General features: G+C 27.6%; 20 protein-coding genes and 1 tRNA gene. 14 read left to right on the top strand and 7 right to left on the bottom strand.

Annotation, left to right across the window (positions count from 1 at the left end):
- Positions 1 to 510, bottom strand: a complete 510-nt coding sequence (gene petA, locus F754_RS0100760; RefSeq protein WP_023648007.1) for a ubiquinol-cytochrome c reductase iron-sulfur subunit — start codon at positions 508 to 510, stop codon at positions 1 to 3.
- A 93-nt stretch (positions 511 to 603) separates the two neighbouring features.
- Here petA and F754_RS0100755 point away from each other — a divergent pair, with 93 nt between their 5' ends.
- From F754_RS0100755 to greA, 3 genes are read left to right on the top strand one after another with little or no spacing between them, the layout of a single operon-like run.
- Complete coding sequence (locus tag F754_RS0100755) at positions 604 to 1077, top strand: tRNA (cytidine(34)-2'-O)-methyltransferase (protein WP_027303409.1); 474 nt, start codon at positions 604 to 606, stop codon at positions 1075 to 1077.
- Between the two features lies 1 nt (position 1078).
- Positions 1079 to 1906, top strand: a complete 828-nt coding sequence (hemF, locus tag F754_RS0100750; protein ID WP_023648005.1) for an oxygen-dependent coproporphyrinogen oxidase — start codon at positions 1079 to 1081, stop codon at positions 1904 to 1906.
- 3 nt (positions 1907 to 1909) lie between these two features.
- Positions 1910 to 2386, top strand: coding sequence for a transcription elongation factor GreA (greA, locus tag F754_RS0100745; protein ID WP_023648004.1), 477 nt, complete (start codon positions 1910 to 1912; stop codon positions 2384 to 2386).
- Here the strand turns inward: greA and F754_RS0100740 are convergent.
- From F754_RS0100740 to F754_RS0100725, 4 genes are all read right to left on the bottom strand, one after another.
- Positions 2383 to 3657, bottom strand: a complete 1275-nt coding sequence (locus F754_RS0100740) for a CCA tRNA nucleotidyltransferase (protein ID WP_023648003.1) — start codon at positions 3655 to 3657, stop codon at positions 2383 to 2385. The two genes, greA and F754_RS0100740, sit on opposite strands and share 4 nt — an antisense overlap.
- Before the next feature lie 3 nt (positions 3658 to 3660).
- Positions 3661 to 3734, bottom strand: a tRNA-Gln gene (locus F754_RS0100735).
- 32 nt (positions 3735 to 3766) lie between these two features.
- The gene (locus tag F754_RS0100730; RefSeq protein WP_023648002.1) at positions 3767 to 4612 is read right to left on the bottom strand and encodes a 4-diphosphocytidyl-2C-methyl-D-erythritol kinase; all 846 of its coding nucleotides are present in this window, start codon (positions 4610 to 4612) and stop codon (positions 3767 to 3769) included.
- Complete coding sequence (locus F754_RS0100725) at positions 4612 to 6297, bottom strand: tetratricopeptide repeat protein (RefSeq protein ID WP_023648001.1); 1686 nt, start codon at positions 6295 to 6297, stop codon at positions 4612 to 4614. Before F754_RS0100725 ends, F754_RS0100730 begins: the two co-directional genes overlap by 1 nt.
- Before the next feature lie 11 nt (positions 6298 to 6308).
- Here F754_RS0100725 and F754_RS0100720 point away from each other — a divergent pair, with 11 nt between their 5' ends.
- From F754_RS0100720 to F754_RS0100705, 3 genes are all read left to right on the top strand, one after another.
- Positions 6309 to 7028 carry a uracil-DNA glycosylase gene (locus F754_RS0100720; protein ID WP_027303408.1) on the top strand — a complete coding sequence of 240 codons (720 nt, stop codon included), beginning with the start codon at positions 6309 to 6311 and terminating at the stop codon, positions 7026 to 7028.
- Between the two features lie 141 nt (positions 7029 to 7169).
- Positions 7170 to 7742, top strand: coding sequence for a ribonuclease HII (locus F754_RS0100710; protein WP_023648000.1), 573 nt, complete (start codon positions 7170 to 7172; stop codon positions 7740 to 7742).
- Positions 7743 to 7834: 92 nt separating this feature from the next.
- Positions 7835 to 8905 (top strand): site-specific DNA-methyltransferase, encoded by a 1071-nt coding sequence (locus F754_RS0100705; protein ID WP_023647999.1) that lies wholly within the window; start codon positions 7835 to 7837, stop codon positions 8903 to 8905.
- Here F754_RS0100705 and F754_RS0100700 read toward each other — a convergent pair.
- A complete protein-coding gene (locus F754_RS0100700; RefSeq protein WP_023647998.1) occupies positions 8902 to 10044 on the bottom strand; it encodes an FAD-dependent monooxygenase in 1143 nt (380 codons plus the stop codon). The two genes, F754_RS0100705 and F754_RS0100700, sit on opposite strands and share 4 nt — an antisense overlap.
- Entirely contained in the window at positions 10041 to 11024 is a 984-nt protein-coding gene (locus F754_RS0100695) for an A/G-specific adenine glycosylase (protein ID WP_023647997.1), read from the bottom strand. Before F754_RS0100695 ends, F754_RS0100700 begins: the two co-directional genes overlap by 4 nt.
- Between F754_RS0100695 and F754_RS0100690 the strand changes: the two genes are divergently transcribed.
- From F754_RS0100690 to F754_RS0100655, 8 genes are read left to right on the top strand one after another with little or no spacing between them, the layout of a single operon-like run.
- Entirely contained in the window at positions 11025 to 11513 is a 489-nt protein-coding gene (locus tag F754_RS0100690; RefSeq protein ID WP_023647996.1) for a DUF721 domain-containing protein, read from the top strand.
- Positions 11510 to 12088 (top strand): thioredoxin domain-containing protein, encoded by a 579-nt coding sequence (locus F754_RS0100685; protein ID WP_023647995.1) that lies wholly within the window; start codon positions 11510 to 11512, stop codon positions 12086 to 12088. Before F754_RS0100690 ends, F754_RS0100685 begins: the two co-directional genes overlap by 4 nt.
- Positions 12089 to 12096: 8 nt before the next feature.
- The gene (locus tag F754_RS0100680) at positions 12097 to 14670 is read left to right on the top strand and encodes an AAA family ATPase (RefSeq protein ID WP_023647994.1); all 2574 of its coding nucleotides are present in this window, start codon (positions 12097 to 12099) and stop codon (positions 14668 to 14670) included.
- Positions 14671 to 14679: 9 nt separating this feature from the next.
- A complete protein-coding gene (locus F754_RS0100675; RefSeq protein ID WP_023647993.1) occupies positions 14680 to 14955 on the top strand; it encodes an AtpZ/AtpI family protein in 276 nt (91 codons plus the stop codon).
- Between the two features lie 10 nt (positions 14956 to 14965).
- The gene (locus F754_RS0100670; protein ID WP_023647992.1) at positions 14966 to 15700 is read left to right on the top strand and encodes a F0F1 ATP synthase subunit A; all 735 of its coding nucleotides are present in this window, start codon (positions 14966 to 14968) and stop codon (positions 15698 to 15700) included.
- An 18-nt stretch (positions 15701 to 15718) separates the two neighbouring features.
- A complete protein-coding gene (locus tag F754_RS0100665; RefSeq protein WP_006997791.1) occupies positions 15719 to 15946 on the top strand; it encodes a F0F1 ATP synthase subunit C in 228 nt (75 codons plus the stop codon).
- 56 nt (positions 15947 to 16002) lie between these two features.
- On the top strand, positions 16003 to 16542 hold the full coding sequence (locus F754_RS0100660) for an ATP synthase subunit B (RefSeq protein WP_023647991.1): 540 nt from the start codon (positions 16003 to 16005) through the stop codon (positions 16540 to 16542).
- The gene (locus F754_RS0100655; protein WP_023647990.1) at positions 16532 to 17029 is read left to right on the top strand and encodes an ATPase; all 498 of its coding nucleotides are present in this window, start codon (positions 16532 to 16534) and stop codon (positions 17027 to 17029) included. Before F754_RS0100660 ends, F754_RS0100655 begins: the two co-directional genes overlap by 11 nt.
- Positions 17030 to 17031: the final 2 nt, after the last annotated feature.

Below are 17031 nucleotides of genomic sequence, written 5' to 3'. Positions count from 1 at the left end.
TTATCCAATTTTAATTGTATTAGCATTAACAAATTCGTATTTTGGAACTTCCATGTTCAAAGGTGCGGGGCCTTTTCTAATTCTACCCGATGTATCATAATGTGAACCATGACACGGGCAAAACCAACCATCGTAATCACCTTTATCATTTAATGGTACACAGCCTAAATGGGTACAAACACCAAGCATTACTAACCATTCAGGATCTTTAGCTCTATCCTCATCTTTTTCTGGATGTTTCAGATCTTCCATTTTGACTGATTTTGCTTCTGAAATTTCTTCATTAGTTCTTCTTCTGATAAAAACTGGTTTTCCTCTCCAAAGTACAGTAATTGTATTTCCAGGTTTAACAGAGCTTACATCAACTTCTGTGCTTGCTAGTGCCTTAACTGAAGCATCAGGATTCATTTGGTCAACTAATGGCCAAACAACTGCAGCCACACCTACTGCTCCTACGGCATATGAGGCAGTAAATAAAAAATCTCTTCTTTCTGGTTTTTTATCTGACATCTGATTTAGTTGTTTATATTGTCTATTATTGATTTAAAAATACTTAATATACGAATTCATATAATATAAAATAATATTTTTACTACTGAAAGAATGACACAGAATTCAACAATTCTAAGACCCAAAATTGCACTATATGAGCCAGATATTCCTCAAAATACAGCAGCAATAATTAGAACATGTGCTTGTTTAGGAGCCAAACTTGAAATTATCGAGCCATGTGGTTTTCATCTAAGTGATAAAAGGTTTAAAAGAGTGGTAATGGATTACATGGATTTAGACAAAATTAAGATACATCAAAGTGCAGATAAATTTTTTGAGGCAAAAAAGAATCATAGAATAATACTAATGACAACAAAAGCTTCTATATCATATTTAAAGTTTAAATTTGAAAAAAATGACACAATACTATTTGGTAGAGAAAGTGCCGGCGTACCAGAAAGAATTCACCAATCAATTAATGACCGTCTTCAAATACCCATGTACGAAAATGCTAGATCACTAAATATTGCAACCTCTGTAGCAATTGTGTTAGCAGAAAGCTTAAGACAAACTGAATTATTATAAAATGGATATTGAAATTAAAAAAGACCTGGCAAGTAATTGGTTTAAGCTAATTCAAGATGCAATCTGCGATGACATTAGCAGACTAGAAAAAAATAAAACAAAATTTAAATCTACCTCTTGGCGAAGAAGCAAAAAAAAAGATGAGGGTGGTGGTGAATATAGGATTATTACAAATGGAAAAATTTTTGAAAAAGTAGGAGTAAATTTTTCAAAAGTTTATGGAAAATTTCCAAAAAAATTTCAAAAAAATATTCCTGGAGCTAGCAAAGATCCAAGATTTTGGGCTTCTGGAGTTTCTGTAGTGATGCACATGCAAAATCCTCATATTCCTGCAATGCATTTTAATACCAGATATATTTGTACAACTCAAAATTGGTTTGGTGGTGGAATGGATGTAACACCTTCAATTAAAGATAAAAAAGAAGAAAACAATTTTCATCTATCATTAAAAAAAATGTGTGATCGTCATAATAAGACTTATTATAAAAGATATAAAGAATGGTGTGATAAATATTTCTATCTACCACATAGAAATGAAGCAAGAGGAATTGGCGGAATTTTTTTTGATTACAAGAAAGATAATTTTGAAAGAGACTTCAAATTTGTAAGAGATGTTGGGGTAACATTTCAAATGATATTCAATAATATTATTAAAAAAAATATTAACAAAAAATGGGCTTTAAAAGATAAAGAGATGCAGTATATTAAAAGAGGAAGATACGCTGAGTTTAATTTATTATATGATAGAGGTACAAAATTTGGCTTACAAACAGGTGGAAACGTAGAAGGTATATTGATGTCATTACCTCCAATAGCTAAGTGGAAATAAAAAATGGATAAAGAACCAATAACATTGAGCGGTTTGGAAAAGCTGAAAGAAGAATTGGTTTTTTTAAAAGAAAAAAAGAGGCCAGAAATTGTAGCTGCAATTGCAGAGGCGAGATCACATGGAGATCTCAAAGAAAATGCAGAATATCATGCCGCTAAAGAGGAACAATCTCATAGCGAAGGAAGAATAACAGAAATCAATGATATTATTGCAAGAGCTAATGTCATAGATGTTACAAAATTAAATAATGAGGGCAAAATAATTTTTGGCTCTACTGTATTTTTAGAAAATTTGGATAATGGAGAAAAAATTAGCTACAAAATAGTTGGAAAAGATGAGGCTGATTTAAAACAAAAATTAATCTTCTTCCAGTCCCCAATAGGTAAAGGACTAATAGGTAAAAACAAAAACGATTTAGTAGAAATTAAAACTCCTGCTGGAGTTAAAAATTTTGAAATAAAAGATGTTAAATATATCTAACTTTTAGCAATTTTTTCGACTTGTTTATCAGAGATATTAAAATTATTACTTACCCAAATTTCTTCAATCATTTTTAGTTTACTGCCTAATATTTTGCCTTCAGGAATATTATATTTATTCATAAGTAGATTAGCTTCTACAGGTATAGTTGGAATTACTTTATCTTGATAAGTTTTCATTAATTTAATCAGTTTTTTTTCTACTTTACTTGATGTAAATAACTTAAAATTAATAATATCACATACAGCCTGTTTGCCGTTAAAATAAAAAATCTTATTTAAATTTTTTTCTGTAAAATTCTTGATAGTAATTTTTTCTTTATAAAAGAGATTAATTAATTTTAATCTCTTTTGATCTTTTTTAGAAATATTAAATTTATAAAAAAAATAGTCAGTATTGTCAGTTTCATCAATAATCATAAGTGATAATAAAAAAATAAAATCAATTTTTAATAAATTATCATTTGCGTAAGAGTTTAATTTTTTAAATCTTTCTAAATTTTTTAATTGTGGAAATATAATTTCTATAAGCTCTAAACTTTCTTTATCTTTAAATAACTTTATAAAACCATTAGATTTTGTTAATTTTTTGAATTCATCTAACAATCTTTCACTTGATAGTTTCGATATTCCATCAATATTTCTTTTTATAATTTTAATTGTTTCTGGTCTGTGCTTGTTGTCTGAATAATTTATAAAAAAACGAATGTATCTAAGTATTCTTAAGTAATCTTCTTTAATTCTATCTTCAGTATCTCCAATAAAATTAATTGAACCTTCATCTAAGTCTTTTTTTCCATTATTTGGATCAAATAAATTTCCTTCTCCATCTGAATAAATTGAATTAATTGAAAAATCTCTTCTTGCAGCATCCTCTTTCCAGTCTAAAGAAAATTGAACTTTTGCATGTCTTCCGTCTGTTTTAATATCTTTTCTTAATGAGGTAATTTCGTATCTATATTTATCAATTATTGCGGTTACTGTTCCATGATCAATGCCAGTTTCATAAAAATTGATATCTTTATTTTTTAAAGCCTCACAAACTTCATCAGGTTTTAAATTTGTTGCCAGATCAATATCATCAACAGTTTCTTTTTTTATAACCTTCCTAATACAGCCACCAACATATCTAACCTCACTACTTTTTGAATAGTTATTAATAGCTTCAAAGATTTTATTGGCAGGCGTCTGATTGGTTATATCTTTTAGATTTTGACTTATATAATCAAGGTTTTTTGATCTAAAAAAAATTCTATCTAATAAGTTATTCATATATGGCTGGCCCACAAGGATTCGAACCTCGGATCTCTGTACCAAAAACAGATGTGATACCACTTCACCATGGGCCAATATTTATTTCATATATCACAAAAAAAAAAAATTATATAGTTTTTGATGTATTGCACCAATAATTTTTATATTTCCTTTTAAATTGAACTTTTGCCATTTCACTATCTTTTTTTGACTGGTAATACGCAATTATTACTGAGCCCGAACCTGTCATTCTTACAAATAATGGATTTTTTAAATTTTCTAAAAAAGATTTAATCTTTTTAAGTTTTGGGTATCTAAAAAATGCGGCTCCTTCCAAGGCATTTTCTTGTCTCGACAAGTACTCAGCATTAAACATTAATTTTTTTGGATTATTAAATTTAGAATTCGTAATTTTTTTTACTCTTGAATAAATCTCTTTTGTAGAACAACCAAAATTTGGACGCACTAATAAAGTATAAAAACTAGAAGTCTTTAAAAATCTTTTTACAGCTCCATTTGATGACAAGATAGTAGTTGTTGGATTTATACCCAAAATTACATCAGAACCAATTAAATTTGTAATTTGTAAAATTTTTTTTTGAGCAATTTTAATAAAGTTTTTTTTAATTAGATAATTTAAAATTGTAGCGGCATTCATTGATCCACCTCCAAGACCTGCTTCTTGTGGAATATTTTTTTTAATCTTAACTTGAAATTTTTGATTATTTAATATTTTGTTTTTTTCTAAAATTTTAAATAATTTATTAACCGTATTATCTTTTTTTATATTCTTAGAAAAATTGCCATTAAAAGAAACCTTGTGTTTATCGCTATTAATTTTTTTTATAGAGATTAAGTCATGTAACTCTATAAACTTCACAATACTCTCAATTTTATGAAGTTTTTTTAACTTACCAGTAACATGTAAAGCTAAGTTAATTTTAGCAAATGATTTTAATTCATTTGTTTTCATTAAGAATTATTGAGACCTTCTATAATTTTTATATTTATCTTTTTTTTAATTTCTTCATCTGAATCATCTAATCTCAAGACATAGTTCCAAAAATATCTTGCCTGAATATTTCTGTTTAATTTCCATAAAATATCACCATAATGATCATTAACCGTTGGATCTTCAGGCATTAGTTCAACTGCTTTTTTAATGTATTTTTCTGCTTCAGTATAATTTCCAATTAAATAATATGCCCATCCTATTGAGTCTGTAATATAAGGATCATTACTTCTTAAAGCATATGCTTTTTTTAACATTTCCATTGCTTCATCAACTTTATAATCACGTTCCAACCATGAATATGCCAAATAATTTAAAACATAAGCATCATCTGGGTAAATTTTTAATGAATATTTTAAATCTTCATCTGCTTTTTGATAATCACCTAACCGTTCGTAACTACCACCTCTTCTATATAATAAATCTGATTTAATCTCTGAGCTATCATCCAAAGTTGAGATAATTTTGGTATAATAATCGATTGCTTTTTCATAATTTTTTGAATTTTTGTAAAAATTAGCAACATCAAAAATTATTCTCTTATTTGGATTTTTTATTTTACTGAATTTTAAACTTAAATACTCTATTCCTTCATCATAGCCCTTATCTTTAATAATTATTTGAGCTTCTTTTTTAACTCTAAACCAGTAATAAAATTCATATTTTTTATCAAAATTTTTTAATATTTTTTTAACCTTTTCATATTCCTCATTGAGGTAAAAGTTTTCAGCTATAAGTGTTGAATTTAAAACAAATTTTGGATTTAAATAATTTGAAAGATTTAAATAGAAATTAGATTTTTCAATATCTTCTTGGGATGAGTGCAGATTAGAGATTAAAAATAAAAACTCACTAATAATATCGTTATGATTATTGCATGAAAAAATTTTTCCAAATTCTTTTAAATTTCTATTTTCCACCCAGCTTTTAGTTTGAGACAAAAGAAGTGTAGAATTTATATACTCAAGCTGATCGGTTACTGCTTTAGCTTCGTCAATTTGATTATTTTCAATCAAATAATTGATATAAAAAAATATGTATCTTGAATAATCACCATCAGGATTATTTATTAAGTTCAAAAAAGATGATCTAGTATTCTCATTTTTTAAATAACACCTTTGAAATGCTTGATTGATAATTGAGATATTACCAAAATTTTTTTTGTTAAATAAAGTTTTTTTATTTTTAAAAGTGTAAAGATATCGTCTTAATGACTCTGATATTACAAAATTAAGTCTATTTTCATTTTGAAATTGTAAACTTAGATTTAAATATTTTTCTGCTTGATTAAAATTACTCTTTTTTAAACTATCTGCTATTAAAAGTAGATAAGCTTCAAAAAAATCTAAATTTTTATCATTACTACTATTTTTGATTGCATTAATTGCCTGAGCAACTTTATTTTCTAAAACTAAAGAGTAAGTATACCGTTTTAAATATGTATTATGCTTGTTAAGAAGCACCTTGGATGCATTAAAAAATTTTAACGCATCAGAATTATTTTTATTTTCAAACGCAATAATTCCTGAAAAATAATTTGATAAATCTCTTGAATTAAATTCATTAAAACTAGCGCTTTTAGAATATAAAGGGGTCTGATAGAATAATCCTAAAATAACTATTATTTTTATTAGTTTGTTAAACATTAAATCATTGTATGATTAAAAAAGTGATAAATCAAAAAGGCAAATTAGACGAACAATTATTAGATACTATAGAGCCAAATTTTGTATTTAAAAATAAGCCGATAAACAGATTTAATTATATTGAAAATAGTAATGATAATGATCAAACTAATAAAGCTGAACTTCTAGAAAATTTAAAAAAGCAAATTAATTCAATCGAAAATTGTAATTTAAAAGCAAATTCGGAAAATCTTATTCTCGGAGATGGAAACATAAATAGTCCAATAATGTTGATTGGAGAAGCTCCAGGAGCTGAAGAAGATAAAACCAGCACTACATTTAAAGGTGAGGTAGGAGAATTATTAAATAAAATGCTACTTGCAATTGAAATTAAAAGACAAAGTATTTATTGCTGTTATGCAATAAATTTTAGACCTCCTGAAGATCGAAAGCCTACTGCCCAAGAAATTAGAAGATACTCTATTTTCTTAAAAGAACATATCTCAATTATTGATCCTAAAATTATTATTTTAATGGGTAGCTCAGCTATGGAAGCTGTAACAGGTATTAATAGCAAGATATCATCTGAAAGAGGAAAATGGAAAGAAACAATATTAAAGAATAAATCCTATCCCTTAATGATATCTTATAATCCGTCTTATCTAATTAGATTTCCAGAAAATAAAAAATATTCTTGGGAAGATTTAAAAAAAATTAAACAAAAAATTGATGAAATGAAGATTATCATTTAATTTTATATGATTGAAAAACATAAAAACTTAATTTCAGGATATAAAAAGATATTTAATATTTCAAATTATGGTTTGCTTTGGATATCTTTTATAAAAGGAGTTTTAGTTGGGTTATTAATTTATCACTTTATAATAATTTAGATGAAAATTGTAGCTGGTGTAGATGAAGTTGGAAGAGGAAGTTTAATTGGTCCAGTATATGCAGCAGCAGTAATATTAAATAAAAAAATTGATAAAAAATTATTAAAAGACTCTAAGGCTATTTCTAAAGATAAAAGAAAATTATTATCAAAATATATCAAAAAAAATTCTATCTGGGTTATTAGTAAAGCATCAGTTAAAGAAATAGATAAAATCAATATCCTACAAGCAAGTTTACTTGCTATGAAAAGAGCAATTAAAAAACTTAAAAAAAAACCAACACAAGTTTTGATAGATGGAAACAAAGTTCCTAATTTAAAAAATTATAATTTAAAAGCTGTAATTAAAGGAGATCAAAAAATTGCTTCTATTTCTGCGGCATCCATCATAGCTAAGGTGGCTAGAGATAAATTTATAACTACATTGGCAATCAAAAATAAGGGATATGGTTGGGAGCAAAATTTTGGATATGGGACTAAGCAACATTTAAAGGCAATTAAAAAACTAGGAGTAAATAAACATCATAGAAAAACCTTTTCTCCAATATCTAGGTTTAATTTACACAACATATAGCTAACTCCTACTCATCAAACACATATCGAATCCAAATAATTCAATCCTAGGTTGACTGAAGAATCCATCTAGAGTCTAATTAATTTTTACAAATGAAAAGTGAATTTAGAAATAAAATTATTAACGGAGATAGTCTCGAAGAATTAAAAAAAATTCCAAGTGAAACTTTTAATTTAATTTTTGCAGACCCTCCATACAACTTACAATTAAAAGGTGAATTGACTAGACCAGATCGTTCTAAAGTTAGCGCTGTAAATGATAAGTGGGATCAATTTGAAAATTTTAAAAAGTATGATGACTTTACATATCAATGGTTATCAGAATGTAAAAGAATTCTAAATAAAGATGGAGCTATTTGGGTTATTGGTAGTTATCACAATATATTCAGAGTTGGGACAGCAATACAAGACTTAGGTTTTTGGATTTTAAATGATGTTATTTGGAACAAAAATAATCCTATGCCTAATTTTAGGGGAACACGATTTACTAATGCACATGAAACTTTAATTTGGGCTTCAAAAAGTGAAAAATCAAAATATACTTTCAATTATCAGTCATTAAAATGTTTAAACGATGATCTTCAAATGAGATCTAATTGGGATTTACCAATTTGTAATGGAGCTGAGAGACTTAAAAAAAACGGTAAAAAGGTACATTCAACACAAAAACCAGAGTCTCTTCTTCACAGAGTATTACTAGCATCATCTAATAAAGATGACATGATCTTAGATCCATTTTTAGGATCTGGAACCACTGCAACTGTCGCAAAGAAATTGGGTAGAAGTTATTTTGGTATTGAAAAAGAAAAGAGTTATTTTAAGGCAGCAGAACAAAGGTTAAAAAATACAAAACCTATTGAAGATGATTTGTTAGACACACTCAAAAATAATAGATCAAAACCAAGAATACCTTTTGGGTCTCTTGTTGAGCTTGGAATAATCAAACCTGGTACTAACATTTTTGATAATAAAAAGAAAATAACTGCAAGAATTATGGCCGACGGTAGCATTAAACATAATCTGGCTGAAGGCTCTATACATAAAGTTGCAGCTACTATTTTGGGCGCTGAAAGTTGTAACGGTTGGACTTATTGGCATTGTGACATCAATGGAAGAATACTTCCAATTGATTATCTAAGACAAAGATTAATCGCAAAAAATTAATTATTATAAATTTTGCCTAAATAATTTTCTAAAAATTTCTTATTTTTTGCTAATACTCTTAAGCTAATATTTCTAAAAAAAACTATCAATGGATGGGATACGTGAAAAGTAAATTGATTTAATTTTGATCTGTTATTGATCATTTTTACTTTTGCAACTCTTTCCTCATAAAAATTTTTTTTATTATTTATAATATTGTCAAATAACTCTGATGCTCCTTCAATCGATTGTGATGCACCTTGGGCAAATGAAGGCGTGAAAGCAAAAAATGCATCCCCTAGTAAAAAGATATTTTTACCTGGTTTGAGATAACCTTTACTAACAAAAACTGGGAAGCATTTGATATCATCGAGAATACTTATTGAAATTTTATTTTTTAGCCTGTCTTTAATGCCTTGAATGAAAGATTCTTCTTTAAAAAGACTATAATTTTCCAATTCTTTTGCAGTTAATTGATATTTCAAAATTCCAATAAAATTGTAATTTTCTTTGTCTTTATTTACTGGATAAATCACATAATGAAAATTATCCCCCATGAATAAAGAAATATTATTTTCATTTAAATTTTGAAGGTTATTTCTTAAAATAGTTCCTCTAATAGCAATAGAATTATTATATGAAGACTTTATCTCATTATTAGAAATTAATGATTTTCCTTTTGAAAAAACACCGTCAGAAATAATCAAATAGTCACAAATTGTTTTATTATTTCTATTAAAAGTTAAATATATTTGATCATCATTTTTTTCAATTTTTTCAATACTGTAATCAAACTTAATTATATTATCATTTAATCGATCTGTTAAAAATTTAACTAATTTAGATCTTTTAAGTGTTGTGTACTTACAATCTGCAGAATTAAAATCAGAAATATTTAGGTCACATATTTTCTTTTCTGGCTTGATAGTATAAAAATCAATTTTATCAGGATGAAATCTATCTTCATTTTCTAAAGTATTAAATCCAATTTTATTAAGCAGTTTGATGCTGTTAGTTGATAATTGTATTCCATATCCTTCATCTAAATCAATTGAGGTATTTTTTTCATAAATAGTTACCTGATAATCTTGATTATCTCTTAACAAGTTTGCAACGAATAAACCTGAAATACCTGCTCCAATTATTGCAATCTTTTTCATGAGTGATTTTCCAAATATGAAACAATTTTTTTTGTAAAAGTTGGTAGTGTATATTTTTTTAATTTTTTAGGGTCAATCCAATAAGAAAAAGGCAAAGGTTTATTTGCCTTATCAGTTTGAATTTTAATGTTCATATTCATGTTAGACATTTTAAAATTTAGATTATGATCAAATTTTTTTGGTTTAATAATTTCTTGCATTGGAAAAATATCTAAATTTTTTAAAAAATTAAAATTTTTGTTTTTAACTAATAAATATTTTTTATTTTTTTTATAAACTTTAAGTAAATAATATTTTTCTTTTTTATTTTTTTTAAATTTAGTTAAAACAAAATCTTTTTTTTTAAAAGATTTACATTTTCCTGAAACAGGACATCTTTCACAATAAGGATTTATTGGTTTGCATATTAATGCTCCTAATTCCATCAAGGCTTGAGCATAATCGCTAGCTCTTAAAGAGGTTCCAAATACTTTTTTCTGTTTAATTAAATAATCTTTATAAATTTCATTTTCATTCTTTAAGTAGAGGTATCTTTTTAAAACTCTTTCAATATTACCATCTAAAGGAATAATGGGTTCATTAAATGCAATAGCCATAATAGCGCTTGCTGTATAATCTCCAATTCCAGGCAGTGACTTAAGGTCTAAAAGATTATTAGGTAAATTTTTATTGAAATCTTTAATAACAATTTGAGCAGTTTTTTTTAAATTTTTAACTCTTGAATAATAGCCAAGACCTTCCCAAAGCTTGATTAATTTCTGATCATCATATCTAGCAAGAGCCTCTAGTTTTGGAATATGTTTTATAAATCTGTTAAAATAAGGAATCACAGTAGCAACTTGTGTTTGTTGCAACATAAATTCACTAACCAGCGTATAATATTGCTTTTTTTTTAAAGAAGTCTTTTTTCTCCAAGGTAATGTTCTCTTATGAATATCATACCAATTGAGAATTTTATTTGTTATTATTAATTCTTTCATATGCAATTTAAAGATAATACTAAGCAGAGAAGTAAAACCATTCAAGGTTTAAGATCATTCAAAGACACTTTGCCAAAGAATGTAAAAAAAATTATAAATAAAAAGGGTCATATTTATTCTGAAACTTTAAGTAACTGGAAATATATAGTTGGTGAGGAATTATTTAAAGTTTGTTATCCAAAAACATTTAAAAACTCTAATAAGTTTGGAGTTAGTGCTTTATTGATAATGGTTAAAAGAGGCCATGAGGTTGACATGGAATATTCAAAAAAAGACATAATGGACAAGATGAATAGCTTTTTTGGTTATACAGTAGTTGAGAAACTTAAATTTATAAGTTTCGATGACGAGCAAAAAATTTTTATTAAAACTGAAACTAAACAAGAAAATGTCGCAATTGATAAATACCAAGATAAAATTAATAATATTAAAAATGATAAAATAAAAAAATCACTTATAGAATTAACCAAGGTCTTTAAAAAAAAATGAAAAAAATTTTAGCTTTTACCCTTATATTTTTTTGTACTATCTCAAACATAAATGCAGAAGAAATAAAAAGAATATTTGTTGGTAATGAAGATGCAAAAATAACTATAATAGCATTTGAGTCTTTAACCTGTAGCCACTGCGCAAATTTTCACAAAGATGTATATCCTCAATTAAAAGAAGAATATCTTGATACAGGTTTGGCTAAAATAGAATTTAGACACTTTCCATTAGATGTTGCGGCATTCAATGCTTCAAAAGTTTCACAATGTAAGAATGATGGTGATTCGGCAATTTTAAATAGTTTATTTGCAAACCAGCAGAAATGGGTTAAGGGCAGTTCCGTAGAAGAAGCTAATAAAAATCTTCAAAAATTTCTAACCAGTATTGGCTTTGATCTAAATTTTGATAAATGTATAAACAATAAAGAAATAGAAGATTTTGTTTTAAATGACCGAATAGATGGTGTAAAAAACTTTAAGGTAAATTCTACTCCTACGATAGTCATAAATGACAAAAAATTTGAAAAAACCCTAACTTATAAAAATTTAAAAAAAGCTCTAGAAAAACTGATATAAGTTAACGCATGGAGTTTAAAAAAATCCAATTAAATGGATTTAAATCTTTTGCAGATAAAACTAATTTTCTAATTGAAGATGGACTTACTGGAATAGTAGGTCCTAACGGGTGTGGAAAATCTAATATTGTTGAGTCGTTAAGATGGGCAATGGGAGAAACGTCTGCAAAAAGTATGCGTGGTTCTGGAATGGAAGATGTAATATTTAATGGTACTTCCAATAAAGCTTCAAAGAATATCGCAGAAGTTTCTATTGATGTAGAAAATAAAAATAATGAAGGACCTGTCCAATACCGCGATCAAGATCAAATGAGCGTTAGAAGAAAAATAGAAAAAGATAAAGGTTCTAAATTTTATATAAATGACAAAGAGGTAAGAGCAAGAGATGTTCAAATGTTTTTTGCAGATCTATCAACTGGTGCCCACTCACCTTCTATGATTAGTCAGGGACGTATTGGAGCTTTAGTAACAGCAAAGCCAACTGATCGAAGAGCTATCTTAGAAGAGGCTGCGGGAATTTCTGGTTTACATGTTAGAAGACATGAGGCTGAATTAAGATTGGGAGCTGCAGAAAATAATCTTAAAAGAGCAGATGAATTGCGAAGACAACAAGAAAAACAATTGGCCAACCTTCAAAAACAAGCAGAGGAAGCTACAAAGTATAAATTGATTTCTGAAGAAATTAAAAAGATTGAAGCTGGGCTATATTACCTAAAATTACTAGATATTGATAAAGAAATAAAAATTGAAAATGAGATTAATAATGAAGCAGGAGTAGAAGTAGAAGAATTTAACAATAAAATTGCTGAGCTTGAAAATTTAATTAAAACAGCGACTGAAAAAGTATCTCCACTTAGAGAAAAAAATATTGAAAACTTATCTAGAATACAAAGACTTAATCTTGAACTGCAAAGTTTGGATGAAGAAAATACTAGAATACAAGATGAGATAGAGTCTATTAATAAATCAATAATAACTCTTGATGAAGATATAAATAGAGAAAGAGGAATAATAATAGACGCAAATTCAAACGAAAAACGACTTAAAGAGGAAAAAGCAGATCTAATAGAAGTAGACTCTAAATATTTTGAAACTGAAAAACTATCTAATGAAGACTTAGAAAATGCCAAGAAAGAACTTAAAAAAGAACAAGAAGCTGTAGATGAAGTTGTAAATAATATTGCTGAAGGAACTATTAATACCAGTTTAGGCCCGATTAAAAATGTTAAAAACTCAATAAATAGAGTTAAAGAATTAATTGATCTAAATGAAATCAATCAAGCAGTTACATTGCTAGACAGATGTAACATTGAACTTGATAACTTTTTAAATGACTTAAAAAATGAGAAAAGTAGACATGAGCTATTAAGTGTAAATGAGAAATCAAAAAATATAAAACAACTTCAAGAAAAATATGCTGATGCTTATAGTAAAAATCAATCTATCAAAAATGAGTCTATTAAACGTAATGAAAGAATAAAAACTATTGAAACTGAAATTGAAAGTTGGAAAAACTTATTATCAAATTCAGAAAAAATGGTTGCTGAATTAATTGAACGAAAAAATAAGCTTTCAGCTCAATTTAAAGAACTGGATAATCAACCTAGAATTCAAGCAGAAAGAAAAGGTCAGATTTCTGAAAATTTGAGAATCTCTGATAAAGAAAAAATTGATAATGATGCAATTATTGAAGAGACAGATAGTAAAATAGAAACATTGAGAAATGAATTAAATGAAATTCAAGAACAATCTATTCAAATTAGAGAAAGAAAAGCAAGTTCAGGAGCTACAATAGAAGGTCTTCAAAAAAGAAAAGGTGACTTATTAGAAAGAATTAATTCTGAGCTTAACTTAACTGAAGATGATATTTTAGAAAATTCTAACTTAAATGGTGTTGAGGAATTACCAGATGCTGTTGATCAAGAAGATGCTCTAGATAAAAAAAAACAAGAAAGAGAAAGTTTAGGATCTGTTAATTTAAAAGCTGATGAAGAAACTAGTAAATATGAAGATGAAATTAAAAAAATGGAACAAGATCGTTCAGACCTAGTGACTGCAATAGTAAAATTAAAAGATAGTATCAATGAACTAAATCAAAAAGGAAGAGAAAGATTAATTGAGGCTTTTGAAAAAGTTAATAGAAAATTTAACGAAGTATATACAAAACTTTTTAATGGTGGAAACGCTAGATTAGAATTAGTTGATTCAGACGACCCATTAGAAGCAGGGTTAGAAATGTTAGTCAGTCCTCCTGGTAAAAGACTTCAATCAATAACATTGCTTTCTGGTGGTGAACAAGCACTAACTGCTCTGTCCCTAATTTTTGCAGTTTTTTTAACTAACCCATCTCCTATTTGTGTATTAGACGAAGTTGATGCCCCTCTTGATGATGCTAACGTTACAAGGTTTTGTAATTTACTTGAGGAACTAATTAAAATTACTAATACAAAATTTATTATTGTAACTCACCACGCCTTAACAATGTCCAAAATGAATAGACTTTATGGGGTAACTATGCCGGAAAAAGGGATAAGTCAGCTAGTAGCTGTTGATTTACAAAAGGCAGAGAGTATGGTCGCCTAAACTTTATAAATGTCAAAAGATCCGTTTAAAACTCGCTTAGAGATTGCAAAAAGCAAGATTTCAAAGAAAAATCTGTATAATAAAAAGGATAATCCATCAGCTATTGGAACAGCCTTCAAATTGAGCACAGAATTAGTTGCTGCTGTGGCTGTAGGGACAATTATTGGGTTTATTTTTGACAAGACCTTTGGTACTAAACCCTGGTTTATATTAATATTTTTTTTTGTGGGTGTGGTTGCTGGAATAACCAATGTAATTAGGTCTGCAAAAAATATGCAAAAATAGATAAGATTTTATGGCATCAAATCCAATGACCCAATTCAATGTTCACAGAATTGGACCAGAAATTAAAATAGGTACATTCGATATCTCATTTACAAATGCAAGTTTGTTTATGATTATTAGTTCAGTTGCAATTCTAATAATTTTTAATCTTGGATCAAAAAAAAATTCATTAATACCAAATAAAATTCAACTTCTAGCAGAACTTAGTTATACTTTTGTCTCAAAAATGATTAGCGATACTGCTGGTCTTAAAGCGAAGCCATATTTTGCATTTATATTTTCTCTTTTCATGTTTGTACTCTTCTGCAATATGTTTGGAATGATACCTTATACTTTTACAGTAACTAGTCATATCATTGTAACGTTTGTTTTAGCTGCATTTATTTTTATTGGTGTAACAATTATTGGATTTATGAAACATGGTTTTGGATATTTAAAATTATTTGTACCAAGCGGAGTTCCTGCAGTACTACTTCCGCTGATTGTAGTTATTGAAATAATTTCTTACTTAAGTAGACCAATTAGTTTATCAGTTAGATTATTTGCTAACATGATGGCAGGTCACACTATGATGAAAGTTTTCGGAGGCTTTGTAATAAGTCTTGGAATAGTTGGTGGATGGCTTCCACTGAGTTTTTCAGTTGCATTAACAGGCTTAGAGATCTTAGTTGCTTTTCTTCAAGCTTATGTTTTTGCAATTTTAACCTGCATCTATTTAAATGATGCATTAAATTTACACCATTAATTAACATAGGAGGATATAATGGAATTAGAAGCAGCAAAAATGATCGGAGCAGGCTTGGCAGCAATAGCTTTAGCTGGTGCCGGTGTTGGTATTGGAATAATTTTTGGAAATTATTTATCTGGTGCAATGAGAAATCCATCAGCAGCGCAAAAACAATTTCCTAATTTGCTTTTAGGTTTTGCACTTGCAGAAGCAACAGGATTATTTGGATTAGTAGTTGCATTAATCATTTTATTTGCATTTTAAATTTGATGATTAAAAAAATATATTTTCAGTCTATATTTTTTAGCTTCCTTTTTTCTTTGGAAGCTTTTGCGGCTGAAAGCGGAGGTATGCCTCAATTAAATCCAGAATTTTGGATTTCACAGATCTTTTGGTTAACTCTTACTTTTGGAATTCTGTATATAATTTTATCAAAATTAATACTTCCAAAGATTAGTGACAACTTAGAGTCTAGAAAATCACAAATTTTAGAAAATGTTGAGGCAGCAGATAAACAAAGGCAAAATAGTGAAGAAAAGCTTAGAGAATACGAAGAAATTGTTTTAAAAAGCAAGATGGAAGCAAAAAGTATTTTCAATCAAGCAAGAGAAAAAGCATTAAAAGACATTAGTGCAAAAAAAGAAGTTCTGGATAAGCAAATTGATGATGAAATTGGCAAAGCAGAGCAAGAAATAAAAGAGCTGCAAAATGGTGCAGCTGTGAAAATCAATAAGATAGCTATAGAAACTTCGTCAGAATTAATCCAAAAACTTATCGGTGCTGAAGTTAACAATAGTAGCATTTCTGCAATTGTGGATGATTTATCAAAAAGAAGTGGAGATAAATATTATGGCAATTGATGCAACATTTTGGGTGGCAGTTTCATTTGTTATTTTTTTTGGAGCACTAATTTATCTAAAAATTCCTCAAAAAGTTACTGAGATGTTAGATAAAATGATCTCTGATATCAAAAATGAAATTGATGAAAGCGAAAAATTAAGAACTGAAGGAAAGACATTACTTGATAATGCTCAAAACAAATTAGATACAGCACAAACAGTTAGTAATGAAATTTTGGATGAGGCCAAAAAAGACTCAGATAAGTTAATTATAGAACTTAATGATAAATTTCATAAATCGTCAGAAATTAAGAAAAATTTGGCTGAAAATAAAATAAGTCAAATGAAAGAGGCTGCAATCAAAGAAATTAAAGATGCGTCAATTAAAATTGCAGTGGACTCAGTTAAAAAGATTATCTCAACTTCTGTTGATAAATCTAAACTAGACGCAGTATTTCAAAAAAACCTAGATGAAACTAAAGAAGAGTTAAAAAAGATTAACTCATAATA

It is taken from the genome of Candidatus Pelagibacter ubique HTCC8051, assembly GCF_000472605.1.
Classification (GTDB): Bacteria; Pseudomonadota; Alphaproteobacteria; order Pelagibacterales; family Pelagibacteraceae; genus Pelagibacter; species Pelagibacter communis_B.
Note: the sequence above shows the minus strand (reverse complement) of the source record. Positions and strands in the feature narration are given on the sequence as shown.